Origin of the sequence: Actinomycetospora chlora, assembly GCF_039542135.1 — a bacterium.
Taxonomy (GTDB): Bacteria; Actinomycetota; Actinomycetes; order Mycobacteriales; family Pseudonocardiaceae; genus Actinomycetospora; species Actinomycetospora chlora.
In genome coordinates this window covers 1-24,414 of the sequence record NZ_BAABHO010000036.1, presented here as the reverse complement: position 1 = coordinate 24,414, position 24,414 = coordinate 1, and the positions used below count along the sequence as shown (strand labels likewise).

Sequence of the window (24,414 nt, the reverse complement as noted above, 5' to 3'; positions counted from 1 at the left end):
GTGGCCCTCTCGGCGGGGGTCATCAGGCGGCGAGGGCCGCGTAGCGCCCCTCGCGGTCGACCAGCTCGTCGTGGGTGCCGGACTCCACGACCCGGCCGTGGTCGAGCACGGCGATGCGGTCGGCGTGCCGCACGGTGGAGAGCCGGTGGGCGATGGTCAGCGTGGTGCGGTGGCGCGCGAGGTCGTCGAGCGCGAGCTGCACGGCCCGCTCGGTGCCGGTGTCGAGGGCGCTGGTGGCCTCGTCGAGGACCAGCACCCGCGGGTCGCGCAGCAGCGTGCGGGCGATCGCGATGCGCTGCTTCTCGCCACCGGAGAAGCGGTGGCCGCGGGCACCGACCATCGTGTCGTAGCCCTCGGGCAGGGCGGCGACCACGTCGTGGATCCGCGCCGCGCGGGCCGCGGCCTCGATCTCGGCGTCGGTCGCGTCGGGCTTGGCCGCCCGCAGGTTCTCGCGCACGGTGGTGTGCAGCAGGTAGGTCTCCTGGCTGACCACCCCGATCACGCGGGCGACGTCGGCCAGGCGCAGGTCGCGCAGGTCGACGCCGTCGACGGTGATCCGTCCCGCGTCGGGGTCGTGCAGGCGGGCGACGAGCGCGCCGAGCGTGGTCTTGCCCGACCCCGTCTCCCCCACGAGCGCGAGCGTCGTACCGGCGGGGATGGCGAGGTCGACCTCGTCGAGGGCCGGCCGGTCGCCCCCGGGGTGGGTGAACGTCACCCCCGACAGGCGGACGTCGCCGCGCACCTCCCCCAGTTCGACGGGGTGCTCCGGGTCGGCGATGTCGACGGTGAGGTCCTGGTACTCGAAGATCCGCGCGAAGAGCGCGAGCGAGCTCGCGACCTGCACGCCCACGTCGAGCAGGCCCGACAGCGGCCGGAAGATGCTGCCCTGCAGCGCGGTGAAGGCGACCAGCGTGCCGATCGACAGCTCGCCGATCGTCCACGGGAAGCCGGCGCCGAGGTAGATCAGCGCCGGGATCGCGGCGAAGACCACGCTCATGGTGGCCATCCGCCAGCGGCCGGCGAGCTGGGAGCGCATCTCGAGGTCGGTCAGCCGGGCCGACGACGCGGTAAAGCGCTCGACCAGGGCGGGGCCGGTGCCCAGCGTGCGGTGCAGCGCGGCGGCGTCGACCGACAGACCCTCCTCGATGGTGACGTTGAGGTCGGCGAGCTCGCGCTGGCGGGCCGCGGTCAGCGTGCGCCGCATGCGCGCGACCCGGCGGCTGATGAGCACGGCCGGGGGCAGCACGACGAGCGTGACCAGCGAGAGCTGCCAGGACAGGGCGACCATCGCCACGGCGGTGGCGACGACGGTGGTGAGGTTGGCGGCGATCGAGGTGGCCGTGGATGTGACCACGGTCTGCATGCCGCCGATGTCGTTGGTGATCCGCGACTGCACCTCGCCGGTGCGGGTGCGGGTGAAGAAGCCCAGCGACTGGCGCTGGAGGTGGGCGAAGACGTCGGTGCGCAGGCGGTGCATGACGCGCTGGCCGACGCCGGTGGAGATCCAGGTCTGCACCACGCCGAGCACGGAGGTGACGGCGGCGACGGCGATCATGCCGGTGGCGAGCAGGGCGAGCAGGCGCAGGTCGCGGTGGGGCAGCGCGTCGTCGATGACGGCGCGCAGCAGGAACGGGGAGGCCAGGCCGACGATCGACGAGGCCACGATCACCGCGATGACGACGGCGAGCGCGCCGCGGTGGGGACGGAACAGGCGCGCGATGCGGCGCAGCGAGACGGCGCGGGCCTCCTCGGCCTCGCGGGCGCGCGTCTCGAGTGACGGTTCCTGGGGGCGGGGCAAGGGGCGGCTCCTTCGGACGGCCGTGCTGAGGTTACCTCAACATGAGGCTGCAACAGCAATCCGGGCTAGGCTGTTCCCGTGCACGGTGCGCCCGAGGACGACGGCTCGCTGGCCGGCGTCTTCTGGCTGGTCGCGCGCCGGCTGCGCCACCAGTCGCGCGAGGCGCTCGCCCCGTACGGCGTCTCGCTCTCCCAGCTGCGCGCCCTCGAGGTCCTGCTGCGCCACGGCGGCCTGCGCCCGGGCGAGCTCGCCGAGCACCTGCGCATCGCCCCGCGCACGGCCACCGAGGTGGTCGACGCGCTGGCCGACCGCGGCCTGGTCGAGCGGCGGCCCGACCCGGCGGACCGCCGCGCGACACGGGTGAGCGCCACGGCCGCCGGGCAGGAGCTCGGCGAGGCCGTGCGGGCGACGCGGGCCGCCGAGGCCGACCGCGTGTTCGCCCGCCTCGACGACGCCGACCGCGCCGAGCTGTACCGCCTGCTGCACCTGCTCGCCGACGGGTGACGCCGGCGTAGGCTCATGTCAGACACTGTCATCGCATGACGGAGGCGGACGTGGGCGGGAGCGAGGTCTGGGTCCTCGGGGCCACCGGGCGCAGCGGGCGGGCCATCGCCGCCCGGGTCGCGGAGCGCGGCCACGCCGTCGTGCTCGTCGGTCGCGACGCCGCGCGCCTCGACGACGCGGCGGCCGGGATCGGCGACGGCACGGGCGGGGTCCGCTCGGTCGTCGCCGGCGACGTCGAGGCGATGGCCGCGCAGGTGCGTGCCCAACGCCCCGGGGTCGTCGTCCACACCGTCGGCCCGTTCGCGACCACCGCGGTGCCGATCGCCCGGGCCTGCCTGGCGGCGGGGAGCCACTACCTCGATCTCGCCAACGACGTCGTCTCCGCGGGCGGCGTGCTGCACCTCGACGCCGAGGCGGTCGCCGCCGGCGTCACGCTGGTCACGGGCGCGGGGTTCGGCGTCGTGGCGGCCGAGGCCGCCGTCGTCGCGCTGTGCCGTGACCGACCGGCGCCGGCGTCGGTGCGCACCGACACGGTGCCGTCCCTGGCCACCGACGGCGGCGTCGTCGGCGAGGCCCTCGCCGCGTCGCTGGTCGACGGGCTGCCCGAGGGCGGACGCCGCTACCGCGGCGGACGGCTGGTGCGCACGCGGATCGGCGCCGACGGCGCCGAGGTCACGCTCCCCGACGGGGAGCGCGTCACCACCGTCGGCGCCCCGTTCGGTGACCTCGTGGCGGCGTGGCGCGCCAGCGGCGCGCCCGACGTCGTGGCCGCGACCAGCGAGCTGCCGAGCTCCCCGCTGGCCCGCGCCGCCCTGCCCGTGGCGGGCGCCGTGCTCGCCGTCGGCCCGCTGCGCCGCCTCGCCCGGCAGCGGTTCGCGCAGGTCGCGCTGCCGGCACGGGAACGCCCGCGCGAGCACTCGTGGGCGCGCGCCGTCGCGCGCGAGCCCGACGGCACCGAGCGCGAGCAGTGGCTGCGCCTGGGCGACGCCTCGGCGTTCACCAGCACCGCGGCCGCCGCCGTCGCCCACCGTCTCGCCGCCGGGACGGCGCCGCCCGGCGCCGACACCCCGGTGGCCGCGCTGGGCCTCGACCTGGTCACCGAGGCGGGCGGGGAGCTCGTCCCCGGCTGATCACGCCGCGTCGAGCACCTCGCGGAGCCGGGCGGCGAACTCGTCGGGCCTGCCGGGCCAGCCGAACTCCCCGTCGAGGAACCCGCCGTGGTGGCTCGGGAAGACGACGGCCTCCCGGCCCAGCGCGGCGGCGGCGGCACGGGCGGTGCGCGCGGTGTAGGTGTCGCCGGTCTCCTCCCCCACGGCGAGGACGACCCGGGTGGGTACCGACGTGAGCCGCTCGACGTCGAGCCGGTACTCGACCACGGCGTTCGACCGCTCGGAGAGCAGCGGGTCGTCGCGGGAGCCGTCGTCCTCGGTGGGCATGCCGAACGCGGCCGGGTCGGGCGTCGGCTGGGCGAAGTACGCGTCGGTGAACTCCCCGGACCACGACGTCATCGCCATGAAGGCGGCCATCCCGTGGCCCCGGCCCTTCGCCTGGTAGGCCTCGCGGAACGCGCGGGTGGCGCGGTCGGCGGCCGCCGCGTCGGGCAGCAGGCCGGTGATCGGCGGTTCGTGGGCCACGAGCGTGACGACGTCCTCCGGGTGCGCGGTGACGAGCGCCAGGCCGGTGACCGCTCCCCCGCTGCTGCCGAACACCTCGACCGGACCGGCGCCCAGCGCGGCGACCAGCGCGTGCAGATCCTCGGCCTGGGTGACGGGGTCGTTGTCGGTGCGGCCGTCCGCACGGGTGCTGCGACCGAGCCCGCGCGGGTCGTACGCGACGACCGTCCGGTCGGGGAACCGCGCAGCGAGGGCGCGGAAGCCGGTGGCGTCCATCGGCTGGCCGATCGCCAGGAGCACCGGGCGCCCGCCAGCCGGCGGCAGCGGGCCGTGGACGTCGTAGACGATCTCGGCGCCGGCCGTCGACAGGGTGCGCGTCTCCACCACGACTCCCTCGTATTAAAACAGGACCAAGGAGTTGCAGCGTCGCAGTCCCCGTGCGGAGCGTCAAGCACGGTGATGAGGTGAGGACATGGCCGACGGCGCGAGCACCATCGTGACCACCCCCGAGCAGGAGAAGCTGCGCGGGGAGGTCCGCGCGCTGTGCGCCCGGTTCCCGGACGAGTACTGGCGCGAGCGCGACCGCGCCCGCGAGTACCCCGACGCGTTCGTCGACGCGCTGACCGAGGCCGGCTACCTCGCCGTGCTCATCCCCACCGAGTACGGCGGCGGCGGGCTCGGGATCACCGAGGGCTCGATCGTGCTCGAGGAGATCAACCGCTCCGGCGGCCACTCGGCCGCCTGCCACGCGCAGATGTACACGATGGGCGCGCTGCTCAAGCACGGCAGCGAGGAGCAGAAGCGGACCTACCTGCCCGCGATCGCCGACGGCACGCTGCGCCTGCAGGCGTTCTCGATCACCGAGCCCGAGGCCGGCTCGAACACCACCGACATCCGCACCACCGCCGTCCGCGACGGCGACGCGTACGTCGTCACCGGGCACAAGAACTGGACCAGCCGCCTCGAGCAGTCCGACCTCGCCCTCGTGCTCGCCCGGACGTCGGCGCGCTCGGACGACCCGGCCGAGCGCACCCGCGGCATCAGCCTCTTCCTCGTCGACCTGCGCGAGGTCCGCCGCGACCAGCCCGAGGCGCTGCAGGTGACCCCGGTGCGCACGATGTTCAACTACGCCACCAACGAGGTGCGCTACGCCGACATGCGGGTGCCGGCGTCGGCGCTGATCGGCGAGGAGGGCAAGGGCTTCCGCTACGTCATCGACGGCTGGAACGCCGAGCGCATCCTGCTCGCCGCCGAGGCCGTCGGGGACGGGTACTGGTTCGTCGAGCGCGCCACCGCGTACGCGAACAGCCGCGAGGTGTTCGGGGGCCCGATCGGCGCGAACCAGGGCGTGCAGTTCCCGCTGGCCCGGGCCTACGCCCAGGTCACGGCCGCCGACCTCATGCGCTACCGCGCGGCCGCGCTCTTCGACGCCGGGGAGAAGTGCGGCGAGCAGGCCAACCTGGCCAAGTTCCTGGCCAGCGAGGCGAGCTGGCAGGCCGGCAACGCGTGCCTGGACACCCACGGCGGCTACGGCTTCGTCGACACCTGGGACGTCGAGCGCAAGTTCCGCGAGACGCGGATGTACCAGGTGGCACCGGTGAACAACAACCTCGTGCTCGCCTACGTCGGCCAGCACGTCCTGGGCATGCCGCGCTCCTACTGATTCCTCACGCGGTGGGTGGCGGCCCGAGGAGCTCGATCCCGTGCCGGGCCGCGGCCGCCGCCAGCACCGCGGGGTCGACCGCGGCCGACGCAGGGAGCTCGCGGCGGGCGGCCGGGGCGCCGACCTCGGCCGCGAAGCCCTCGAACCCCGCCGGCGACGTGATCACCAGGGATCGGAAGGGCTCGTCCGGCCCCACGAGGAACGTGTGGGCGCGTCCGGCCGGGAGCAGCACGAAGTCCCCCGGCCCGCCGTCGATCACCTCGCCGTCGCAGCGGAACGACACGGTGCCGCCCAGCACGTAGAAGGCCTCGTGCTCGTCGCGGTGGCGGTGCAGGGGCGGACCGAAGCCGGGCGGGTGCAGGACCTCGACCACCGCGAAGCGGCCGCCGGTGTCGGCGCCGGCGGCCTTCACCGTGACGAGGTTGCCGAGGAACCACAGCGCCTCGCCCTCGTCGGCGCGCAGGCGGTAGGGCTGGACCGCGGTGGGGTGCGACATCGCGCGCCTCTCGTCCGACGCCGTCGGGTGACCAGGTGCGAGCATGCCCGGCCGGCGGCCGAGGTCAAGACCGGGCGGTCAGCGCGCCGCCTGCGCCCGCCGCGCCGCGGAGATGACCTCGGTGAGCGCACCGTGCAGGTCGCGGAGCTCGCCGACGTCCATCGCGAGGCGCTCGACGATCGCCGGCGGGATCCGCTCGGCCTGCGCGCGCAGCGCGGTGCCGGCCGGGGTGAGGCGCACGGCCAGCGAGCGCTCGTCGTCGCGGCTGCGTTCGCGGGTGAGGTAGCCGACGGCCTCGAGTCGCTTGAGCAGCGGCGAGAGCGTGCCGGGGTCGAGCTCGAGCCGCCGCCCGAGCTCGGTCACCGACAGCGGCGCGGACTGCCAGAGCGCCAGCATGACGAGGTACTGCGGGTGGGTGAGGTGCATCGGCTCGAGCAGCGGCCTGTACACCGAGATCACCGTGCGCGCCGCCACCGCGAGCGCGAAGCAGACCTGGTTCTCGAGGGCCAGGGGGTCGACGTCGTCAGGGAGCGCCGGCGGGGCCGTCTCGAGCGCGTCCATCGTGGCCTCCCGGCGTCGTCGTGGGCTGTCGTGGGCTGTGGCGCAGCTCCCGGTGCCCCCAGCTTACGTGGTGCGCATACTATTGGTGTGCAAACCATTGGGGCAGCGAGCATGGGAGCCCGCATGACGCCCGAGACGCCGGTCCGCCGGCCGAACCCCCTGCAGTGGCTCTGGTACGCCTTCGGTGGCGGGCTGCCCGCCCGCCTCGCGCCGTGGGTGCTGCACGACACGACCTGCCGGACCTGGTGGCTGCGGCACGTCGTCCGGGCGGTCGTGCAGATCGCGCCGTTCGTCGTCGCGATCGTCGTGTTCGTCCCGGGCCCGCTCTGGCTGCGCACGATGTGCGCACTCGGCGGCGCCATCATGGGCCTGATCTTCTCGATGAGCTACCTGCACGAGACCGCGGAGCACCGGCTGGTCAAGGCCGGCTACCCGGCCGGCACGGGGCCGGCGCGGCGCGCCGAGCGCACCGCCGACAAGGACGCCGCGGCCGCCGAGCGCTACGCCGCCCGCTACCGGACGCCACCGACGGAGTGAGGCGGGCCGATCGTGGGCACCCGACCGGGTGACGGTCGACCCCCGCTCCCTGCACGGCCGGCCCGTCCTGGTCACCAGAGCCTCGGGATTCCTGGGCCGCCACCTGGTGCGCCGGCTGCACGCGCTCGGGTCCCACGTGCACGCGGTGGCCCGTCCCGGCACGCCCCCGCGCCCGACCGGTGACGTGCGCCGGTGGCACCACGCCGACCTCGGCGACGCCGACGCCCTCGCGGCCGTGGTCCGCGCCGCGCGCCCGGTCGCCGTCGTCCACCTGGCCAGCGAGGTGCGCGGCGACCGCGACGGCGACCTCGCCGTGACGATGCTCGAGGCCAACACGCGGGCGGCGGTCGCGGTGATGACCGCGGCCCGCGCGGAGCCCGGCTGCAGGGTCGTGCTCGCCGGCTCGATCGAGGAGCCCCGCGGCGACGAGCCCCCGGTCTCGCCGTACGCCGCGGCCAAGGCGGCGGCGACCGGCTACGCCCGGCTGTTCCACGCGCAGGACGGCCTGCCCGTGACCGTGCTGCGGATCGCCATGGTCTACGGCCCCGACCAGCCCGACACCGCCAAGCTCGTCCCCCACGTCTGCCGCTCGCTCGTGGCGGGCGCGGTGCCCACGCTGGGCAGCGGCACCCGCGGGGTCGACTGGGTGCACGTCGAGGACGTCGCCGACGCGCTGGTCCGCGCGGCGGTGGCACCGGACGCCCCCGGCCAGGTCCTCGACGTCGGCTCCGGGCGGGTGGTGACGATCGCCGAGGTCGTCCGCGAACTGGCCGACCTCGCCGGGCACCACGGGCCGCTCGGCCTCGGCGCCCGCGGCGACCGGACGGGCGAGCGCGTCCAGGTGGCCGACCCCGAGCCGGCCGCCCGCGTGCTCGGGTGGCGCGCGACCACGCCGCTGCGCGACGGCCTGGCCGGCACGCTCGCCTGGTACCGGGAACACGAGGCCCCGGCCGCGAGCTGACCCCTGGCGTCGGGGGCGCACACTGTGCCCCGACCGTGCGACCAGGAGGACCACCGTGACAGCGCCCGAGACGCCGGACTCCCTCGGCGGCGACGACCCCGACACCGTCGACGACACGTCGCTCGAGCAGCTCGACGAGGCCGAGTCGCTCGACGACCCCGACCTCGCCGACCAGCTCGACGAGGGCGTCTCCCCCAACGAGCAGCCGTGGGGCACCGACGCCTGGGGCACCACCCAGTCCGAGGAGCTCGAGGGGCAGCCGCTGGCCGGCCGCCTGGACCGCGAGGACACGTCGGACCGCGACGACGACGACGACGGCGACGGCCTCGGGGACGCGAGCGACACCGACGGCGAGCTCTGGGACGACGAGGTCGGCGGCGGGCGCTCGGGGCGGCTGGTGCTGCGCGAGGACGGCGAGGACTTCTACGCCGACGACGTGGGCGTCGACGGGGCGGGCGCCAGCGCCGAGGAGGCCGCGATCCACCTGGTGGACGACGAGCGCTGACCCCGTCATCCGGCCCGGGTGATGCGGTCGGGCCGGGCCCGAGGGTGTGCTCGACGGTGTCGATGCCGTCGCCCGAGGGAGCCCCGATGTCCGCCGTGGACGACCTGACCGAGCTCGTCGAACGGGCCGGTGCCGCCGAGCGGGCCGCGCTCGCGGCCCGGTGGAAGGAGCGCCCGGACGTCGCGGCCCTGCGGGAGCGCGTGGTCGGGGTCCTGCGGGACCAGCGGGAGCTGGAGCGGCTCGAGCCCGCCGGCGGAGGTCGCCACGCCCGCCTCCGCGAGGCCTTCCTCGCGGAGGACGGGGAGATCGGCACCGGGCCGGCGTCCACCGGCCACAGCGAGGCCGCGCGGGCCGAGGCCGACGCCGCGGAGGCCGTGACGGTCGCGCGGCTGGCGCTGCTGGAGGCCCACCTGGCGGTGCTCGACGCCCGCCTCGCCCTCATCGACGCCGGCGAGGGCGAGCCCGGCGCGAGCGCGGTCGACGGGCACACCCCGCTGACCGGCCGCAACGCGGTCAGCCGGCACGGACCGGCCCTGGCCCGCGGGCTGCGCGGCGAGATCGCGTACATGCTCACGCGGAAGCCCCGCTCGATCCTCAAGAGCCTGGCGGTCGGCCTCGCCCTCGGACTGCTCTACCTCGGGTTCATCCGCCTGTTCCAGTGGGACAAGGCGCACACCTGGCTGCCCTACCTGGGTCTGTGGGCGATCTCGGTCGTCATGGGAGGCGCGGTCTGCCTCAACGCGATGAGCTTCGACGCCCTGCGCGTCCGCGCCGCCCTCGACAGCGGGGCCCGGCTCTGGCACCTGCTCGTGACCAAGAACCTCGCCCTGCTCTGCCTCGTCGCCCCGGTCGGCTTCCTGCTCAGCGGGCTGCTCGCGTGGCGCGCCGGGAACCTCGACGCGTTCTTCAAGGCGTGCGCGCTGATGGTCTCGTTCATCGTGCTGTGGCTGGGCGTCGGCAACGTCCTGTCGGTGGCGACGCCGATCCGCGACGAGCCCGTCCGGCAGCGGCGCAAGGACGGCACGCTCAAGCAGTTCGCGATCGTCTTCGCGGTGTCCTACGTGATCGGCTACGCGGTCAACATCATGCTGATCTGGCGGGTGTTCGCCGCCAAGGAGTGGGCCGACCGGTTGGGGAACGCGACCCTGCCGGCGCTCTTCGTCATCGTCAGCAGCATCGCGATGTGGCTGCTGCTGACCGTCGTCGCGGTCGCGCTGTCCCAGCAGCCGAAGATCCGGCGTGCGCTGATGAAGGAGCTGGCCGAGCAGCCGCCGGCCGGGTCGCGTCCCCTCGTCCTCGAGAGCTGAGGACGAGGGGACCGCCGGTCAGGAGCCGAGGATGCGGGCCTTCTGCTGCTCGAACTCCGCGTCGGTCAGCACCCCCTGGCTCCGCAGCTCGCCCAGCTCCTTGAGCTGGGCGATCGTGTCACCGGCCGGCGGGCCGGGCGGGGGTGCGTACTCCGGCGGCGGGGCGTACTGCGGCGATGCGTACTGGGGCGGTGCGTACTGGGGCGGCGGGGCGTACTCGGCCTCCTGTGCCGCCCACCGCCCCGCCTGACGGCGCGAGACGCGGTTCGACACCGCGGTCGCCGTCCCCGCCACCAGCGCCGTGCGCGCGAGGCCCCTCAACAGTCCCGGCACGTCCTCACCCCTCCCCGTCGGCCCCGGCGGCCGCGGGTGCGGCGCCGAGGGAAGCCATCACGAGGTCGACGGGGATCCGTCCCCCGGCGACCAGCTGGGCGCCGCCCCGGCGCAGGGCCGACGCCAGCGGCGCCGCCCACACGTTCTCGTAGACGAGGACCGCGGCGGTCACGCCGGGCGCCAGCACCGCGCCGGCCTCGGCGAGGTCGTCGCCGTCGAGCAGCCCCGACGCCGCCCCGTGGAACACGGCCAGGTCGAGGGAGCCGTCGCCGTCGAGGTCGGCGATCTCGACCGTCGTCACCGCGCCGTCCGCGTCCTTGCGCAGGAACACGAGGTCGAGGATGCGGATCAGCCCGCGATCGACGAGGTCGACCAGCAGGGGCATGCCCTCACCGGTCGCCGAGCCCGGGGGGAACTCGACGACGAGGTAGTCGATGGGTCCGGTGTCGGGTCCGGGGTCGGCGGCGGTCACCGGGAGACCTCCACGCGGTCGTCGCCGGGGCGCGGCGCGGGGATGCCCCGCGCGCTGTCCGCCGCCGTGGCCAGCGCGGCGGCGAGGTCGAGGTCGCCCGCGGGGCGGCGCCACGCCTCGGCGCCGGCACCGGCGCCCACGACGGTCGCCGACACGGCGTGGCGGGCGAGCTGGGCGGGCGTCATCGCGGTCGCCTGCTGCCACCGGCGGGCCGCGCCCCACGCCGCCGCCGCGACGAGGCCGGTCCCGGCCGCGCCCAGCAGGCCCCCCGCGGCGGTGAGGACGGCGCCGCCGACGAGGAGGCGGACGGTGCGGGACCGCGGGGGCGGGATCGCGGCGGGGCTGGTGTCGGGCATGGTGGCGCCTCCTCGGATGCTGTGCCGATCCGCGCCCGACGGTGCCGCCACCACCCGCCGGCGACATCGCCCGGCGTGGGTGACCCGGTCCCGGCCGCCCCGGGGAAGGACCGCACCGCGAGCCGTCCCCGCCCGGTGTCACCCCTCGCGGGTGAGGTCCGCGACGGCGTGCCCGGACACGGTGACCGCCGGCGCCGAGGAGGACGCTCATGATCGAGATCGCCCCCGTCGACCTCGCGCGCGTCCAGTTCGCGACGACCTCGATCTACCACTTCCTGTTCGTCCCGCTGACGATCGGGCTGGCCTTCCTGACCGCGGTGCTCCAGACCCGCTGGCACCGCACCGGCCAGGGCGAGTACCGGCGCCTGACGAGGTTCTTCGGCACCCTGCTCGTGATCAACATCGCCGTGGGGGTCGTGACCGGGCTGGTCCAGGAGTTCCAGTTCGGGATGAACTGGTCGGGCTACGCCCGCTTCGTCGGGGACGTGTTCGGCGCGCCCCTGGCCATGGAGAGCCTGGCGGCGTTCTTCCTCGAGTCGACGTTCCTGGGCCTGTGGTGGTTCGGGTGGGACCGGCTCTCCCGGCGGGTGCACCTGGCGACCATCTGGGCGGTGGCCGTGGGCAGCGCGCTGTCGGCGGCGTTCATCATGGCCGCGAACTCCTGGATGCAGCACCCGGTGGGCTACGCGATCGCGCCCGGCACCGGCCGCGCCCAGCTCACCGACATCGCGGCGGTGCTGACGTCGCCGGTGTTCCTGCGCAGCCTCCTGCACGTGCTGCTGGCGTCGGTGATCACGGGGGCCGTGGTGATGCTGGCCGTCTCGGCCTGGCACCTGCGGCGCCGGTCGGCGTCCGCGCCGGTGTTCACGCGCTCGGCGACGTTGGCGCTCGCCGTCCTCGCCCCGGTGACGGCGGTGAACCTGCTCGTCGGCAGCGAGCTCGGGGTCACCGAGGGCGAGTTCCAGCCGATGAAGATCGCGGCGGCCGAGGCCCAGTGGACGACGTGCCAGCCGTGCTCGTTCTCGCTGTTCCAGATCGGCGGGGGCAACGACGACCACGACCCCGACAAGGTCATCCAGGTCCCGCACCTGCTGTCCCTGCTGGCCACGAACTCCTGGAACGGCCAGGTGCAGGGGCTCGACGAGCTCCAGGCGCAGTACAGCGCGCAGTACGGCCCGGGCGACTACGTGCCGAACGTCTTCGTGCAGTACTGGTCGATGCGCGTCATGGCCTATCTCGGCAGCCTGCTCGTGGTGCTGGGGCTCTGGGGCCTGTGGCGCCGCAAGCGCCTCGAGACCTCGCGGTGGTTCCTGCGGGTGGCGATCTGGGCGGTGCCGATCCCGTTCGTCGTCAACACCGCGGGCTGGCTGCTCACCGAGAACGGCCGCCAGCCCTGGATCGTGCAGGGCCTGCAGCTGACGCGGGACGCGAGCTCGCCCTCGGTCTCCACCACGGCCCTCGTGGTGAGCCTGGTCGTGTTTCTGCTGCTCTACGGCCTGCTGGCGGTGGTCGCGTGGAGCCTGATGCTGCGCTTCGCCCGCCGCGATCCCCCGGACGCCCCCGTGCCCGACGTCGAGCCGGCCCGGGTCCCCGTCGCGACCTACTGAGGAGGGCGACCCGTGACGCTCGCCGAGTTCTGGTTCATCGCCCTGACCGTCGTGTGGGTCGGCTTCCTGCTGCTCGAGGGGTGCGACTTCGGCGTCGGGATGCTCCACGGCGTCGTGGGCCGCGACGAGGCCGGGCGCGAGGAGGCCATCGGCACCATCGCGCCCGTGTGGGACGGCAACGAGGTGTGGCTCGTCCTCGCCGTCGGCGGGACCTTCGCCGCGTTCCCCGCCTGGTACGCGACGATGTTCTCCGGCTTCTACCCGTTGGTCCTGCTGGCGCTGGTCGCGCTGATCCTCCGCGGGGTGTCCTTCGAGTTCCGCGCGCACGCGGGCAGCGCCCGCAGCCGCCGGCTCTGGAGCGCCGCCCTGACCGCCGGCAGCGCGGTGACCCCGCTGGTGATCGGGACCGTCCTCGCCGGCCTGCTGCACGGCGTCCCCGTCGACGCGGCGCAGGAGTTCGTCGGCGGGCTCGGCGACCTCGTCGCGCCCTATGCCGTGTACACCGGCGTCACGATCACCGTCGTGTGCCTCCTGCACGGCGCGGTCTTCCTGGCCCTGCGCGCCGGCGGGGAGGTCCGCGACCGGGCCGGGCGGGCCGCCCGGCTGCTCGGCCCGCTCGCCGCGGTGGCGGTGGCGGTGTTCGCGGTCTGGACCCGGCTCGGCGACGGCCACGGGGTGCTGCTGTCGCTGGTCGAGCTGGTCGCGGTCGTGGCCGCGATCGCGGCGGTCGTGCTCGCGAAGACCGGACGGTGGGGGGCGGCCTTCACCGCCACCGCGGTCACCATGGCCACCGTCGTGGTGACGATCTTCGCGGCACTGGCGCCGCGGGTGGTGGTCTCGACGCTCGGGCCCGCCCAGGACCTGACGATCGCGAACACCGCGGCGTCGCCGTATGCGCTGACGCTGATGACGATCGTGCTCGCCGTGCTGCTGCCGGTGGTCCTCCTCTACCAGGGCTGGACCTACGTGGTGTTCCGCCGCCGCCTGCGCGGCGAGGGCCGTCCGGGCGCCCCGACCGCCGGGCCGCTCCCCCGCCACGACCCCGAGCCCCCCACCGTGTCGGGCTGGCTCGTGGGGTGGGTCGCCGCGGTGGTGCTGCACCTCCTGCGCCCGGCGAACCGGCGGGACGCCCGGCGCGGCTAGGGCGCGGTCGCGGCCTCAACGGGGTGCGGGGCCGGGCGCAGCCGGGCGGCGGCCACGTGGGCCACGACCACCGCGACGATGACCAGCGGCGTGACGACGAGGCCGTCGGTCCCGAGCAGCAGCACCGCGAGCATCACCGACGTCAACGGCAGGCGCAGCATCACCACGCACATGGCGCCGATGCCCATCGCGACCCCGGGCACGATCGCCATCCCCGGCAGCGGCGCGAGGGCGAGTCCCACGGCGGCGCCGACGAACATCGCCGGGAAGACCGGGCCGCCACGGAAGGCGCTCAGCGACACCGCGTACCCCACGGCCTTGCAGGCGACGAGCAGGACGAGCGCGCCCAGCGAGTACGACGCGGCGCCGGTGAGCAGGCCGGGCAGGGCCGCCTGGCCGGAGAACAGGACGTCGGAGGTCGCGTGCCCGGTGGTCAGCGCGTAGACGGTGGCGAGGCCACCGACCACCAGGCCCGCGAGCGTGGTCAGCAGTAGCCGCGAGCGGTCGACCAGCGCGCGCAGGCGCAACCCCGTCCACGAGATCGCGGTGCCCAGCACCGCGGCGACGAGCCCGATGACGATCGCCCACCCGAACTGGGCGAGGTCGGGCCGCGCGAACGGTGGGAGGTCGGGCAGGGCGAGGGAGACCGACCCCAGCCCGGTCAGGGAGTCCAGGCCCACGAAGATCAGGGATCCGATCCCGGACGCGAGGAGCCCCGGCAGCAGGACCAGGCCGAGCGTCGCGCCCCCGATCCCCGCGGCCTCCATCAACAGGAACGCTCCGAGCAGCGGCGAGCCGAGCAGCGTGCTGATCGCCGCGAAGCTGCCGGTGCTGGCGACCACCGTGATCGCCGATGGCGCGAGCGAGGCCTTGGCGGTGCGGACCGCGAGGACGGCGAGGCCGCCGCCGATGGCGATCAGCGGCGCCTCGGGGCCGAGCACGGCGCCGAACGCCAGCGTCGCGGTGGCCGCGAGGATCACCCCGGGCAGCTCGCGACCGGTGGGTGGCGGGTGGTTGGAGAACCCGTCCGCCGGCGAGTGCCCGCCCCCGCCCGGCAGGTACCGGATCGTGCACGCGACGAGCAGCCCGCCGACCGCGAGCACCGGGAGCGGCCACCACGCGGGCGCGGGGCCCAGGCCGAGCGCCGTGGGCAGGCGCCGGAACAGGACGTCCTGGAGGAAGGCCACGGCGACCAGGAAGCCGTAGGCCAGGGCGGAGATCGGCACGCCGAGCACCGCGGCCAGCAGGAGCATCCGCAGGTAGGCGGCGGACCGCAGCAGCTCGGCCGGGTTCGGGGCGGCGCCGGTCGTCCCCGCGGGGGCCGCCCCGGCCCGGGTGGTGTCGCTCATCGCGCCGCCCCCGTCGCCGGGAGCTCGACGACACCGCCGAGGGCCTCGGACAGGCGGGCGGGGACGTCGGCGAGCCCGGCCTGGTCGAGGGCGCCGCGCAGGGAGGACGTGTCGGGCGCGGGCGGCGGTCCGGCGGCGACGACCTGGAGCACGCCCTGGCTCCAGGTCACGTCGACGACCTGCCACGACCGCGCCTGCGCCCACCCCTGGACCGCCGGCTGGGCGGCGGTGAGCACCTGCTGCCCGCGGGCGGTCTGCCACGTCCCGACGCCGAGCGGGACGGCCACGGCGACCAGGACGACCCCGATCACGACGGCCGTGCGCGCCCGCAGCCGGCCCACCGGACGCCCGGCGGCGATCGCGACCTCCCGGACGTGGCAGGCCGCGAGGGTGGCCGTGCCGGTGGCGATGATCGCGGTGACGTTGGTCAGGAACAGCAGCAGCGCGCCGGCGGACTGGTCGGGCGCCCCGGCCTCGAGCGTCAGCCCCACCACGGCCAGGGGCGGCACGAGCGAGATGGCGATGGCCACCCCGGGCAGGGTGTCGGAGACGTCCGGGCGCACGAGCGCGAAGGCGCCGACCGCGCCGGTGGCGAGCGCCGCGACCAGGTCGACGAGCTCGGGGGCGACGCGGGAGGCGACCTGCGAGTTGGTGGCGGCGACCTCCGGTACCGGGCTGAGCAGGCCCGACAGGTACCCGATGACCACCACCAGGAGCGCGCCGGCGACCACCACCACGGCGCTGCGGACCACCTGGCGGCGGTCGGCCAGCACCACGGCGAGCGCCGTGCCGAGGATCGGGGTCATCAGCGGGGCGACGATCATCGCGCCGATGACGGTGGCGGTCGAGTCGGCGACCACCCCGGCGCTGGCGATGACCGCGGCGAGCGTGAGCAGCACCCAGAACGCGGACCGGCCGGCACGGTCGGCCAGGAACAGCTTGCCCGTGACGCGCTCCAGGTCCGCGGCGGTCACCCGGACGTACGGCGCCCGGGCCAGGCCGGCGGTCACACCGCGCCGGGGACCGGGCCGGCGTCCCGTTCCGCCGGCACCGGGAGCGTGTGGACGGTCGCGGCGGCCGCCGCGGCCAGCTCGACCGCGGTCGTCCGGGAGCGGCGTCCGGCGCGCCGGGCCAGCGGGATGCCCAGGGCGCTGACGATCGCCAGCGAGACCACCGACCACGAGAACGCGGTGGCGAGCGCCTCGCCGGGTGCCGCCCCGGCCGCGGTCTGCGCCTCGTCGACCGACGTGTAGAGGCCGGCCACGACCGCGGTCACCACGGCCCCGCCGACGTAGCGGGCCATGTTCGAGATCCCGGACGCCGCCCCGACCTGGGCGGGCGGCACGGACGCCGTCGCCGCCGATGACGCGGGTCCGTTGGACAGGCTCAGCCCCAGGGCGACGGCGAGCAGGCCGGGCAGGAAGGCGGCGTAGGACCACGTCGTGTCGACGAAGGCCAGCAGGACGAAGCCGCCCGTCAGCAGCAGGAAGCCGCCCACCACCACGGGACGGCCGCCGAAGCGGTGCGCCAGCGGGGTGATCGCGGGTGCGGCGACGACCACGACGGCGGCCACCGGGAGGCACGCGAGCCCGGCCTCGAGGCTGGTCATGCCGAACGCGGCGGGGTTCTGGAAGTACAGGCTGATGAGGAACGAGATCCCCGCGATCGCGCCCGCGCCGATGAGGATCGCGAGCGTCGACGCCACGAGCAGCACGTTGCGCAGCAGCGCGAGGTCGACCAGGGGCGCGGCCACCCGTCGCTCGACGAGGACGAACCCGACGATCGAGGCCGCGGACACGGCGAGGCACCCCAACGTCGCGGGCGACGTCCATCCCCACGACCCGCCCTCGGAGACCGCGAAGACGAGCGGCGCGAGGATCGCGGCGACCAGCACGGTGCCGGCGAGGTCGATCGAGCGCGCACGGCCCGGGTCCCGCGACTCGGGCACGGCGGCGAGGACCCAGGGGATGCAGACGGCGGCGATGAGCGCGTCGATCCAGAACAGGCCCTGCCACCCGGTCGCCTCGGCGAGCACGCCGCCGACCACCGGGCCCGCCGCGGCCCCGGCCGCCGAGGCGGCGCCCCACAGCGTCACGGCCCGCATCCGCGCCGGCCCGGAGGTGGCCACCGAGAGCAGGCTCAGCCCCGTCGCGAGGATCGCGGCCCCGGCGGCGCCCTGGACGACGCGCCCGCCCACCACCCACGCGCCGGACGGGGCCAGCGCGATGACCACGCAGGACGCCACGAAGAGCCCGAGCCCGCCGACGAACATCAGCCGCCGGCCGAACACGTCGCCCATCGCGCCGGTGGTGACGATCGTGGCCGCGCCGACCAGCAGGTAGCCGGTCACCGCCCACTGGAGCAGCGCGATCGGGGCGCCGAGGTCGGCACTGATCGAGGGCAGCAGGATGCTCACGGCCGAGGTGTTGGCGTTGACGACGAACGTCGACAGGCAGCTCGTCGCGAGCACGCTGCCCGCCCCCCGGGTGGCCGGCGCGTCCGTGTCGGTCATGTTGCGAGCCTCCGTCGCGCCCGCGGGCGCGCACCTCATCCGCTCGGGGTGATCCGGCCGCCCGCCCGTCCCGCGCCCCGGCTGTCTCATCCGGCTCGGGTGAGGTCCCCGGGCCCGGCCGGGAGCACCGTCCGGTCACGACGCACCGCCTCGTGCCCGATCCGTGCCTGGAGGAGACATGACCGAACAACAGACCCCGTCGCCGGTCTCGGCGCCGTCGAGCGCCTCACCGCTCACGAACGGGGTGACCGCACCCCGCCGCTCGGGCGCCTGGGAGGGCTGGGTCCGCTTCGGCGGCGTGATGATGACGATCATCGGCGGCTTCGCCGTGATCGAGGGCCTCCTGGCGATCTTCTCGCCGACCTACGTGACGCTGACCGGCGCCGGCGTGCTGCTCTTCGACCTGACCGCGTGGGGCTGGGTGCACCTGATCCTGGGCATCCTCGTGCTCGCGACCGGCCTGGCCCTCGTCGGCAGTGCCCCCGGGTGGGCCCGCGGCCTCGGCATCTTCCTGGTCGCGATCAACACGATCGTCCAGTTCGCGTTCCTGCCGGCCTACCCCCTGTGGTCGATCCTGCTGATCGTGCTGGACATCGTCGTCATCTATGCCCTGATGGTCACCTGGGTCGGGGACACCGACTTCTGACCCGCGACGGGCCGGGGTCCGTCGACGAGGCCCGCCCGGGCGACGGGCGGGCCTCGCCCGCGTCGAGCACGAGGGAGAGCTGTGGAGGCCGACGCACCGTCACGACGGCGGATCGCTCTCGTCCTGGCCCGGTCGACGATCACGGTCGCGCTGCTCCTGGTCGTCTACTTCGCGCTGCCGCTGCACACGCGCGAGGACGACGGGACGCTCGTGCTGTTCCTGGCCGGGATGGCCGTCCTCGTCGCGATGGTCGTCTGGCAGCTCCGGGCGATCACCACCGCGGTGCACCCGGCGCTGCGCGCCGTCGAGGCCTTCGCGAGCGCGATCCCGCTGTTCATCCTGATCTTCGCGTCGACCTACGTCGTGCTCGACGGGACCTTCCCGGGCACCTTCTCCGAGCCGATGTCCCGGGTCGACGCCCTCTACTTCACCGTCACGGTGTTCGCGACCGTCGGGTTCGGCGACATCGTCCCGCTCAGCCAGCCCGCCCGGATCCTGGTGACCGTGCAGATGGTCGGCGACCTGCTCGTGCTCGGCCTCCTCGTGAACGCGATGCTCGAGGCGGTCCGGCGTGGGCGGTCGCGCCGTGGCGGCACCCCGCCCTCCTGACCCCGAGGAGTCCCGCCATGACAGCGCCACCAGCGCCACCAGCGCCACCCGCACCGGCCACCGGCTGGCACGTCGACGTGCCCCTGCTCGGCCCGGTGGGCTGGCCGCCGACCGGCACCCTCGCGTTCGTCATCGTCCTCGGGGGGCTCACCGCGGTCGAGATCCTCTCCTGGCCCGTGGCGGTGGCCATCGGCGTGGGGCACGTGCTCGCCCGCGACCACGACCACCGGCTCGTCCGCGAGGTCGGCGAGACCCTCCAGGAGGCGTGATGCTCGACGACGCCGACCGCGAGACGCTGGCCGAGACCGAGCGGCAGCTGGCCCGCAGCGACCCCCACCTCGACGCCCTGCTGCGCTCCGGCCACGCCCGCCGTCGCCGCGCCGTGGCGGTCGCCACCTGGCTGGTCGGCGTCGTCGGGACGCTGCTGGTGGTCGGGCTGCTCTGGCTCGGCCTCGGCGGCCAGGCCTGCCTCGTGGCGCTCATGGTGGCGCTCGTCCTCGGGCGGCGCCGCGCCCGGGCGCTGTGGCAGCGCCGACGGTCGTGAGCGGCCCCTGGTGCGACGTGCCGGCCGGGACCTTCCGCTATGGGGAGGCCCCCGGGCGCGCCGTGCACGTCGACGCCCACCGGATCGCGACGTACACGGTCACCAACGTCGAGTTCCTGGCGTTCGTGCAGGCCACCGGCCACGTCACGAGCGCCGAGGTGCACGGGGCGTCGTTCGTGTTCGCGGGGCTGCTCCCGGACGGCGCGCCGCCCACCCGCGGCGTGGTGGACGCCCCCTGGTGGCGGCGGGTGCCGGGCGCCTGCTGGTGGCGTCCCGAGGGCCCCGGCTCGGGGCTGGAGCACCGCCCCACCCACCCCGTCGTGCACGTGTCCTGGGACGACGCGGTCGCCTACGCCCGGTGGGCCGGCGTGCGGCTGCCCACCGAGGTCGAGTGGGAGCACGCGTCGCGTGGCGGGCTGGACGGCCGCACCTTCCCCTGGGGCGACGAGCTCACGCCGGGTGGCGAGCACCGGATGAACGTGTTCCAGGGGGCCTTCCCGTCCCGCGACGACGGCGACGACGGGTTCGTCGGCACGGCCCCGGTGACGGCCTTCGCCCCCAACGGCTACGGGCTGCACCAGACCACCGGCAACGTCTGGGAGTGGTGCGCCGACCCGTTCGATCCGGCGCGTCCCGGCGAGCGCAGCCTGCGCGGCGGCTCCTACCTCTGCCACGCCTCGCACTGCGAGCGCTACCGGTGTGCGGGCCGCACGGGCAGCGGGGCGGACAGCAGCGCGGGCAACGTCGGCTTCCGCGTCGCGCCCCGGGGCGCTGACTAGCCCGACGTCGGGCGCGCGGACACGATCGTCAGGCCCAGCACGCGCAGCTGGTCGAGGATGCCGTGCAGGTGGGCGTCGTCGAGGACGTCCCCGCGCAGCACCGCGCCCGGACGGATCTCCTCGACCTCCATGTCGCACAGGGCCTCGCGGGCGCGGGCGGACAGGGCGCCGTCGACCCGGAACTCGTAGTGCCGTCCGGTCATGCGTCCTCCCGGGGTCCGGATCGTCGGGCCGAGGGTCGCCGACGGCGCCGGGCCCGCCCTCACCCGCCGAGGATGGTCCGGCCGGGCCGCACGGGCCGTTCATCCCGCCGGGGTGAGCCGGTGGACCGGGCCGGTCACGACGGTCGGTGCCATGAACCCGCCCGACCGCCACGCCCGCACGGTGCTCCCCATCCCGGACCGCCCGGCGCCGGGTCTGACCACCTACGACGCCAAGGACCCCGACACCGCCTTCCCGCCGATCGAGCCGCTGCTCCCGCCGGCCGGCGCGCCGAACGTGGTCGTGGTCCTGCTCGACGACGTCGGGTTCGGGGCGTCCTCGACGTTCGGCGGCCCGTGCCGCACGCCGACCGCGGACCGGCTCGCCGCGCGCGGGCTGCGCTACAACCGTTTCCACACCACCGCGCTCTGCGCCCCCACCCGCCAGGCGCTGCTGACCGGCCGCAACCACCACTCCGTGGGCATGGGCAGCATCACCGAGACGGCGACCTCGGCGCCCGGCAACAGCTCGGTGCGGCCGAACACCAAGGCGCCGCTGCCGCTGACGCTCAAGCTCAACGGCTACTCCACCGCGCAGTTCGGCAAGTGCCACGAGGTGCCGGTCTGGCAGTCCTCCCCGGTGGGACCGTTCGACGCCTGGCCCTCGGGAGGCGGCGGGTTCGAGACCTTCTACGGGTTCATCGGCGGCGAGAACAACCAGTGGGAGCCCTCGCTCTACGACGGGACGACGCCCGTCGAGCCACCGGCGACGCCGGAGGAGGGCTACCACCTCACCGAGGACCTCGCCGACCGCGCCACCGCCTGGATGCGCCAGCAGAAGGCGCTCGCGCCCGCGAGGCCCTTCTTCGTGTACTTCGCGCCGGGCGCCACGCACGCCCCGCACCACGTGCCGAGGGAGTGGGCCGACCGCTACCGCGGCGAGTTCGACGACGGCTGGGACGCGGCGCGTGCCCACACCTTCGCCCGCCAGCAGGAGGCCGGGATCATCCCGGCGGAGGCCGAGCTGACCGCGCGACACGACGAGATCCCGGCGTGGGACGACATGCCCGACGAGCTCAAGCCCGTGCTGGCGCGCCAGATGGAGGTCTACGCCGGCTTCCTCGAGCACACCGACCACCAGGTCGGCCGGCTCGTCGACACGCTCGAGGACATGGGGATCCTCGACGACACGCTGATCTTCTACATGATCGGCGACAACGGGGCGTCCGCCGAGGGGACCGTGCAGGGCGCGTTCAACGAGATGGCCAACTTCAACGGGATGGCCGCGCTCGAGACCCCGGAGTTCCTGCGCAGCACGATGGACCTCCTCGGGTCGCCGGACTCCTACAACCACTACGCCGTGGGCTGGGCCTGGGCGATGAACACGCCCTTCCAGTGGACCAAGCAGGTCGCGTCGCACTGGGGCGGCACCCGCAACGGCACCGTCGTGCACTGGCCCCGCGGCACGTCCGACCCGGGCGGTCTGCGTTCGCAGTTCGTCCACGTCATCGACCTGGCCCCGACGATCCTCGAGGCGGCGGGCATCCCCGAGCCGACGATGGTCAACGGCGTGCTGCAGTCGCCCATGGAGGGCACGAGCATCCTCGACACGTTCGCCGACGCGGACGCCGCCGAGCGCCACGACCTGCAGTACTTCGAGATGTTCGGCAACCGCGGCGTCTACCACCGGGGCTGGAGCGCGGTGACCAAGCACCGCACGCCCTGGCTGATGTCCGGCCACCAGCCGCCGCCGTTCGACGAGGACGTCTGGGAGCTCTACGACGGCACCAGCGACTACAGCCAGGCCCGCGACCTCGCCGCCGACAAGCCCGAGGTCCTCGCCCGCCTGCAGCGGCTGTGGCTCATCGAGGCCGCCAAGTACGGCGTGCTGCCGCTGGACGACCGCACCGCCGAGCGCATCGAGCCGACGATGGCCGGGCGCCCGACGCTCGTCCAGGGCACCTCGCAGCTGTTCTTCCCCGGCATGGGGCGCCTCTCGGAGAACAGCGTGGTCTCGATCAAGAACCGGTCGTTCAGCGTGACGGCCGAGGTCGACGTCCCGGTCGGGGGCGGGCAGGGCGTCGTCATCGCGCAGGGCGGCCGGTTCGGGGGCTGGTCGGTCCACCTGTACGAGGGCCGGCTGTGCTTCTGCTACAACGTGCTCGGCATCCACGTCTTCACCACCCGCTCCGACGAGCCGGTGCCGGGCGGGGTGCACCAGGTGCGCGCCGAGTTCGCGTACGACGGGGGCGGCCTGGCCAAGGGCGGGGACGTCACCCTCTACGTCGACGGCGCGGCCGCCGGCGCCGGGCGCGTGGCCATGACCCAGCCGATGGTCTTCTCCGCCGACGAGACCACCGACGTCGGCCGTGACGAGGGCACCCCGGTCAGCCCCGACCTCACGGGCCCGTCGAGCCGGTTCACCGGGAAGATCCACTGGGTGCAGCTCGACGCCGGCGACGACGGCCACGACCACTTCGTGGATCCCGAGGAGCGGCTGCGGATCGCGATCGCCCGGCAGTAGGGGCTCGGTCGCGGGCAACGGGACCGTTCGTGAGCAGCCGCTTCCGGACCGTCGCGGGTTGGTCCGATCGTCGCTGCCCGTGCGGCCGGAGGCCCGTACGAACGAGGAGGTTGCGCGATTCCGCCGACGCTCCGGAGATCCTATGGTGGCCCTTGCGCGCGTCAACCAGCCGGCGCGCGCACCGACCCCAGGAGCGGCCCCGTGCTCCACGCGTCGGGATCGAGGACCGGTCCCCCACCGCTCCCGGCGGAGCACGTCCGCCGGGGAGAGCTGGAGGCGGCCCTCGACCGGGGAGCGGACCGGGACCTCGTCCTGCTGTCCGCGCCCCCGGGCTTCGGCAAGACCACGCTGCTCGCGTCCTGGACCGCCGCCGACCTCGGGCGGGCGACCGCCTGGGTGCGCCTCGACCCGGAGGACCGGGACCCACGGCGGCTCTGGGGCGCGGTGCTCGCCGCACTCACCGCGCTGCCCGCGGTCCCGGCGACGAGCCGGCTGCACCGGCTCGTCGTGTCGCGGTCGACCGTCGCGCCGGAGTTCCTCACCGAGCTCGCCGAGGCCCTCGCGGCCCTGCCCGCGCCGGTGCGCCTCGTGCTCGACGACGTCCACCACCTCACCGACCCCCTGTCCCGGCGCGGGCTGGAGATGCTGGTGCGCGACGCCCCGCGCGGCCTGCGGCTCGTGCTCGCGGGCCGGCGGGACCCGGCGCTGCCCCTGCCGCGGCTGCGGTTGGAGGAGCGGGTCGGCGAGCTGCGCGCGGAGCAGCTGCAGTTCACGCCCGCCGAGACGGCGGCACTCGTCGCGGCCTGCGCCCTGCCGCTCGACCCGGCGCAGGTCGAGGCCCTGCACGAGCGCACCGGCGGGTGGGTCGCCGGGCTGCGCCTGGCCGCGCTGTCGCTGCGGGACCACCCCGACCCCGGCCGGTTCCTCGCCGGGTTCTCCGGCGACGACCGGCCGGTCGCCGACTACCTCGTCGACGAGGTGCTCGCCGGGCTCCCGGCCGACCGCCGCGAGCTGCTCGGACGCGTCGCCGTCGACGATGCGGCGCCCGCCGCGCTCGCCACGCGGCTGGCCGGGCGCGACGACGCGGTGCCGCTGCTGGACGAACTCGCCCGGGACACCGGCCTGGTGTCGGGCAGCGGGGGCCCCGGCGACCCGTACCGGCTCCTCGGGCTGCTGCGCACGCACCTCGTCGCCGACCTCGCGCGCCGGGGTCCGGCGCTCGTGGCGGACCTGGAGGCCACGGCCGCGCGGTGGTGGTCCGCGCAGGACGCCCCGGTCGAGGCGCTGCGGCACGCCGACCGCTCGGGCGACCCCGCCCTCCTCGCGGCGCTCGCGCAGCGCTGGGGACCGTGGCTCGCCGGGCGGGGCGAGCACGCGGCCCTGGCGGTCGCCGCG

27 protein-coding genes are annotated in these 24,414 nt (G+C 75.3%); 16 read left to right on the top strand and 11 right to left on the bottom strand.

Translation table 11 applies throughout. The features are described from left to right. Nucleotides 1–22 precede the first annotated feature (22 nt). Nucleotides 23–1,798: an ABC transporter ATP-binding protein gene (locus tag ABD994_RS20740; RefSeq protein ID WP_345419414.1), complete on the bottom strand. Its 1,776-nt coding sequence runs from the start codon at nucleotides 1,796–1,798 to the stop codon at nucleotides 23–25. Nucleotides 1,799–1,876: 78 nt separating this feature from the next. Here ABD994_RS20740 and ABD994_RS20735 point away from each other — a divergent pair, with 78 nt between their 5' ends. Further along, nucleotides 1,877–2,302 carry a MarR family winged helix-turn-helix transcriptional regulator gene (locus ABD994_RS20735; protein WP_345419411.1) on the top strand — a complete coding sequence of 142 codons (426 nt, stop codon included), beginning with the start codon at nucleotides 1,877–1,879 and terminating at the stop codon, nucleotides 2,300–2,302. A 35-nt stretch (nucleotides 2,303–2,337) separates the two neighbouring features. After that, nucleotides 2,338–3,432 carry a saccharopine dehydrogenase NADP-binding domain-containing protein gene (locus ABD994_RS20730; protein WP_345419408.1) on the top strand — a complete coding sequence of 365 codons (1,095 nt, stop codon included), beginning with the start codon at nucleotides 2,338–2,340 and terminating at the stop codon, nucleotides 3,430–3,432. Here ABD994_RS20730 and ABD994_RS20725 read toward each other — a convergent pair whose 3' ends face one another. Further along, on the bottom strand, nucleotides 3,433–4,302 hold the full coding sequence (locus ABD994_RS20725; protein WP_345419405.1) for an alpha/beta fold hydrolase: 870 nt from the start codon (nucleotides 4,300–4,302) through the stop codon (nucleotides 3,433–3,435). 85 nt (nucleotides 4,303–4,387) lie between these two features. Between ABD994_RS20725 and ABD994_RS20720 the strand changes: the two genes are divergently transcribed. Continuing rightward, nucleotides 4,388–5,578, top strand: a complete 1,191-nt coding sequence (locus ABD994_RS20720; RefSeq protein WP_345419402.1) for an acyl-CoA dehydrogenase family protein — start codon at nucleotides 4,388–4,390, stop codon at nucleotides 5,576–5,578. A gap of 4 nt (nucleotides 5,579–5,582) precedes the next feature. Here the strand turns inward: ABD994_RS20720 and ABD994_RS20715 are convergent, their stop codons facing one another. Continuing rightward, on the bottom strand, nucleotides 5,583–6,074 hold the full coding sequence (locus ABD994_RS20715; RefSeq protein WP_345419399.1) for a quercetin 2,3-dioxygenase: 492 nt from the start codon (nucleotides 6,072–6,074) through the stop codon (nucleotides 5,583–5,585). A gap of 78 nt (nucleotides 6,075–6,152) precedes the next feature. Next, a complete protein-coding gene (locus ABD994_RS20710) occupies nucleotides 6,153–6,635 on the bottom strand; it encodes a MarR family winged helix-turn-helix transcriptional regulator (RefSeq protein WP_345419395.1) in 483 nt (160 codons plus the stop codon). 123 nt (nucleotides 6,636–6,758) lie between these two features. On the opposite strand from ABD994_RS20710, the gene ABD994_RS20705 reads away from it, so the two are divergent. From ABD994_RS20705 to ABD994_RS20690, 4 genes are all read left to right on the top strand, one after another. After that, a complete protein-coding gene (locus tag ABD994_RS20705; protein ID WP_345419392.1) occupies nucleotides 6,759–7,172 on the top strand; it encodes a DUF5313 family protein in 414 nt (137 codons plus the stop codon). A 28-nt stretch (nucleotides 7,173–7,200) separates the two neighbouring features. Further along, nucleotides 7,201–8,133, top strand: a complete 933-nt coding sequence (locus tag ABD994_RS20700; RefSeq protein WP_345419389.1) for an NAD-dependent epimerase/dehydratase family protein — start codon at nucleotides 7,201–7,203, stop codon at nucleotides 8,131–8,133. A gap of 55 nt (nucleotides 8,134–8,188) precedes the next feature. Continuing rightward, nucleotides 8,189–8,638, top strand: a complete 450-nt coding sequence (locus ABD994_RS20695; protein ID WP_345419387.1) for a DUF5709 domain-containing protein — start codon at nucleotides 8,189–8,191, stop codon at nucleotides 8,636–8,638. Nucleotides 8,639–8,724: 86 nt separating this feature from the next. After that, nucleotides 8,725–9,945, top strand: a complete 1,221-nt coding sequence (locus ABD994_RS20690; protein WP_345419384.1) for a hypothetical protein — start codon at nucleotides 8,725–8,727, stop codon at nucleotides 9,943–9,945. Between the two features lie 18 nt (nucleotides 9,946–9,963). Here the strand turns inward: ABD994_RS20690 and ABD994_RS20685 are convergent, their stop codons facing one another. From ABD994_RS20685 to ABD994_RS20675, 3 genes are read right to left on the bottom strand one after another with little or no spacing between them, the layout of a single operon-like run. Further along, a complete protein-coding gene (locus ABD994_RS20685) occupies nucleotides 9,964–10,278 on the bottom strand; it encodes an SHOCT domain-containing protein (protein ID WP_345419381.1) in 315 nt (104 codons plus the stop codon). 4 nt (nucleotides 10,279–10,282) lie between these two features. Then, nucleotides 10,283–10,750: a DUF6325 family protein gene (locus ABD994_RS20680; protein ID WP_345419378.1), complete on the bottom strand. Its 468-nt coding sequence runs from the start codon at nucleotides 10,748–10,750 to the stop codon at nucleotides 10,283–10,285. Beyond that, nucleotides 10,747–11,106: a hypothetical protein gene (locus ABD994_RS20675; RefSeq protein ID WP_345419375.1), complete on the bottom strand. Its 360-nt coding sequence runs from the start codon at nucleotides 11,104–11,106 to the stop codon at nucleotides 10,747–10,749. The genes ABD994_RS20680 and ABD994_RS20675 overlap by 4 nt, the downstream gene beginning before the upstream one ends. Nucleotides 11,107–11,315: 209 nt before the next feature. Between ABD994_RS20675 and ABD994_RS20670 the strand changes: the two genes are divergently transcribed. Beyond that, nucleotides 11,316–12,713 carry a cytochrome ubiquinol oxidase subunit I gene (locus ABD994_RS20670; RefSeq protein WP_345419372.1) on the top strand — a complete coding sequence of 466 codons (1,398 nt, stop codon included), beginning with the start codon at nucleotides 11,316–11,318 and terminating at the stop codon, nucleotides 12,711–12,713. A 12-nt stretch (nucleotides 12,714–12,725) separates the two neighbouring features. Beyond that, nucleotides 12,726–13,856, top strand: a complete 1,131-nt coding sequence (cydB, locus tag ABD994_RS20665; protein ID WP_345419369.1) for a cytochrome d ubiquinol oxidase subunit II — start codon at nucleotides 12,726–12,728, stop codon at nucleotides 13,854–13,856. Here the strand turns inward: cydB and ABD994_RS20660 are convergent. From ABD994_RS20660 to ABD994_RS20650, 3 genes are read right to left on the bottom strand one after another with little or no spacing between them, the layout of a single operon-like run. After that, entirely contained in the window at nucleotides 13,853–15,205 is a 1,353-nt protein-coding gene (locus tag ABD994_RS20660) for a chloride channel protein (RefSeq protein ID WP_345419366.1), read from the bottom strand. The genes cydB and ABD994_RS20660 overlap by 4 nt on opposite strands. Continuing rightward, nucleotides 15,202–16,215 (bottom strand): DUF389 domain-containing protein, encoded by a 1,014-nt coding sequence (locus tag ABD994_RS20655; protein ID WP_345419363.1) that lies wholly within the window; start codon nucleotides 16,213–16,215, stop codon nucleotides 15,202–15,204. The genes ABD994_RS20660 and ABD994_RS20655 overlap by 4 nt, the downstream gene beginning before the upstream one ends. Continuing rightward, nucleotides 16,212–17,717 (bottom strand): MFS transporter, encoded by a 1,506-nt coding sequence (locus ABD994_RS20650; protein ID WP_345419360.1) that lies wholly within the window; start codon nucleotides 17,715–17,717, stop codon nucleotides 16,212–16,214. The genes ABD994_RS20655 and ABD994_RS20650 overlap by 4 nt, the downstream gene beginning before the upstream one ends. Nucleotides 17,718–17,895: 178 nt before the next feature. Here ABD994_RS20650 and ABD994_RS20645 point away from each other — a divergent pair, with 178 nt between their 5' ends. The 5 genes from ABD994_RS20645 to ABD994_RS20625 all read left to right on the top strand — a co-directional run bounded on the left by ABD994_RS20645 (nucleotide 17,896) and on the right by ABD994_RS20625 (nucleotide 20,295). Further along, nucleotides 17,896–18,363, top strand: a complete 468-nt coding sequence (locus ABD994_RS20645; RefSeq protein ID WP_345419357.1) for a DUF7144 family membrane protein — start codon at nucleotides 17,896–17,898, stop codon at nucleotides 18,361–18,363. 81 nt (nucleotides 18,364–18,444) lie between these two features. After that, nucleotides 18,445–18,972 (top strand): potassium channel family protein, encoded by a 528-nt coding sequence (locus tag ABD994_RS20640; RefSeq protein ID WP_345419354.1) that lies wholly within the window; start codon nucleotides 18,445–18,447, stop codon nucleotides 18,970–18,972. Nucleotides 18,973–18,989: 17 nt separating this feature from the next. After that, nucleotides 18,990–19,241: a hypothetical protein gene (locus ABD994_RS20635; protein WP_345419351.1), complete on the top strand. Its 252-nt coding sequence runs from the start codon at nucleotides 18,990–18,992 to the stop codon at nucleotides 19,239–19,241. Then, on the top strand, nucleotides 19,241–19,516 hold the full coding sequence (locus ABD994_RS20630; RefSeq protein ID WP_345419347.1) for a DUF3040 domain-containing protein: 276 nt from the start codon (nucleotides 19,241–19,243) through the stop codon (nucleotides 19,514–19,516). Before ABD994_RS20635 ends, ABD994_RS20630 begins: the two co-directional genes overlap by 1 nt. Then, on the top strand, nucleotides 19,414–20,295 hold the full coding sequence (locus ABD994_RS20625; RefSeq protein ID WP_486303754.1) for a formylglycine-generating enzyme family protein: 882 nt from the start codon (nucleotides 19,414–19,416) through the stop codon (nucleotides 20,293–20,295). The genes ABD994_RS20630 and ABD994_RS20625 overlap by 103 nt, the downstream gene beginning before the upstream one ends. On the opposite strand, the gene ABD994_RS20620 is transcribed toward ABD994_RS20625, so the two are convergent. Further along, complete coding sequence (locus tag ABD994_RS20620; protein ID WP_345419341.1) at nucleotides 20,292–20,498, bottom strand: hypothetical protein; 207 nt, start codon at nucleotides 20,496–20,498, stop codon at nucleotides 20,292–20,294. The genes ABD994_RS20625 and ABD994_RS20620 overlap by 4 nt on opposite strands. 151 nt (nucleotides 20,499–20,649) lie before the next feature. On the opposite strand from ABD994_RS20620, the gene ABD994_RS20615 reads away from it, so the two are divergent. Next, nucleotides 20,650–23,019: an arylsulfatase gene (locus ABD994_RS20615; protein WP_345419338.1), complete on the top strand. Its 2,370-nt coding sequence runs from the start codon at nucleotides 20,650–20,652 to the stop codon at nucleotides 23,017–23,019. Nucleotides 23,020–23,220: 201 nt separating this feature from the next. Next, the coding region (locus tag ABD994_RS20610) for a winged helix-turn-helix domain-containing protein (protein ID WP_345419333.1) at nucleotides 23,221–24,414 on the top strand (1,194 nt) is incomplete at its 3' end.

Bases quoted from the DNA above. Each gene is read 5' to 3' on its own strand.
- ABD994_RS20715 (WP_345419399.1), bottom strand. From the start codon at position 6,074: ATGTCGCACCCCACCGCGGTCCAGCCCTACCGCCTGCGCGCCGACGAG.
- ABD994_RS20635 (WP_345419351.1), top strand. From the start codon at position 18,990: ATGACAGCGCCACCAGCGCCACCAGCGCCACCCGCACCGGCCACCGGC.
- ABD994_RS20650 (WP_345419360.1), bottom strand. From the start codon at position 17,717: ATGACCGACACGGACGCGCCGGCCACCCGGGGGGCGGGCAGCGTGCTC.
- ABD994_RS20645 (WP_345419357.1), top strand. From the start codon at position 17,896: ATGACCGAACAACAGACCCCGTCGCCGGTCTCGGCGCCGTCGAGCGCC.
- ABD994_RS20690 (WP_345419384.1), top strand. From the start codon at position 8,725: ATGTCCGCCGTGGACGACCTGACCGAGCTCGTCGAACGGGCCGGTGCC.
- ABD994_RS20660 (WP_345419366.1), bottom strand. From the start codon at position 15,205: ATGAGCGACACCACCCGGGCCGGGGCGGCCCCCGCGGGGACGACCGGC.
- ABD994_RS20705 (WP_345419392.1), top strand. From the start codon at position 6,759: ATGACGCCCGAGACGCCGGTCCGCCGGCCGAACCCCCTGCAGTGGCTC.
- ABD994_RS20630 (WP_345419347.1), top strand. From the start codon at position 19,241: ATGCTCGACGACGCCGACCGCGAGACGCTGGCCGAGACCGAGCGGCAG.
- ABD994_RS20675 (WP_345419375.1), bottom strand. From the start codon at position 11,106: ATGCCCGACACCAGCCCCGCCGCGATCCCGCCCCCGCGGTCCCGCACC.
- ABD994_RS20615 (WP_345419338.1), top strand. From the start codon at position 20,650: ATGAACCCGCCCGACCGCCACGCCCGCACGGTGCTCCCCATCCCGGAC.
- ABD994_RS20720 (WP_345419402.1), top strand. From the start codon at position 4,388: ATGGCCGACGGCGCGAGCACCATCGTGACCACCCCCGAGCAGGAGAAG.
- ABD994_RS20670 (WP_345419372.1), top strand. From the start codon at position 11,316: ATGATCGAGATCGCCCCCGTCGACCTCGCGCGCGTCCAGTTCGCGACG.
- ABD994_RS20730 (WP_345419408.1), top strand. From the start codon at position 2,338: ATGACGGAGGCGGACGTGGGCGGGAGCGAGGTCTGGGTCCTCGGGGCC.
- ABD994_RS20620 (WP_345419341.1), bottom strand. From the start codon at position 20,498: ATGACCGGACGGCACTACGAGTTCCGGGTCGACGGCGCCCTGTCCGCC.
- ABD994_RS20710 (WP_345419395.1), bottom strand. From the start codon at position 6,635: ATGGACGCGCTCGAGACGGCCCCGCCGGCGCTCCCTGACGACGTCGAC.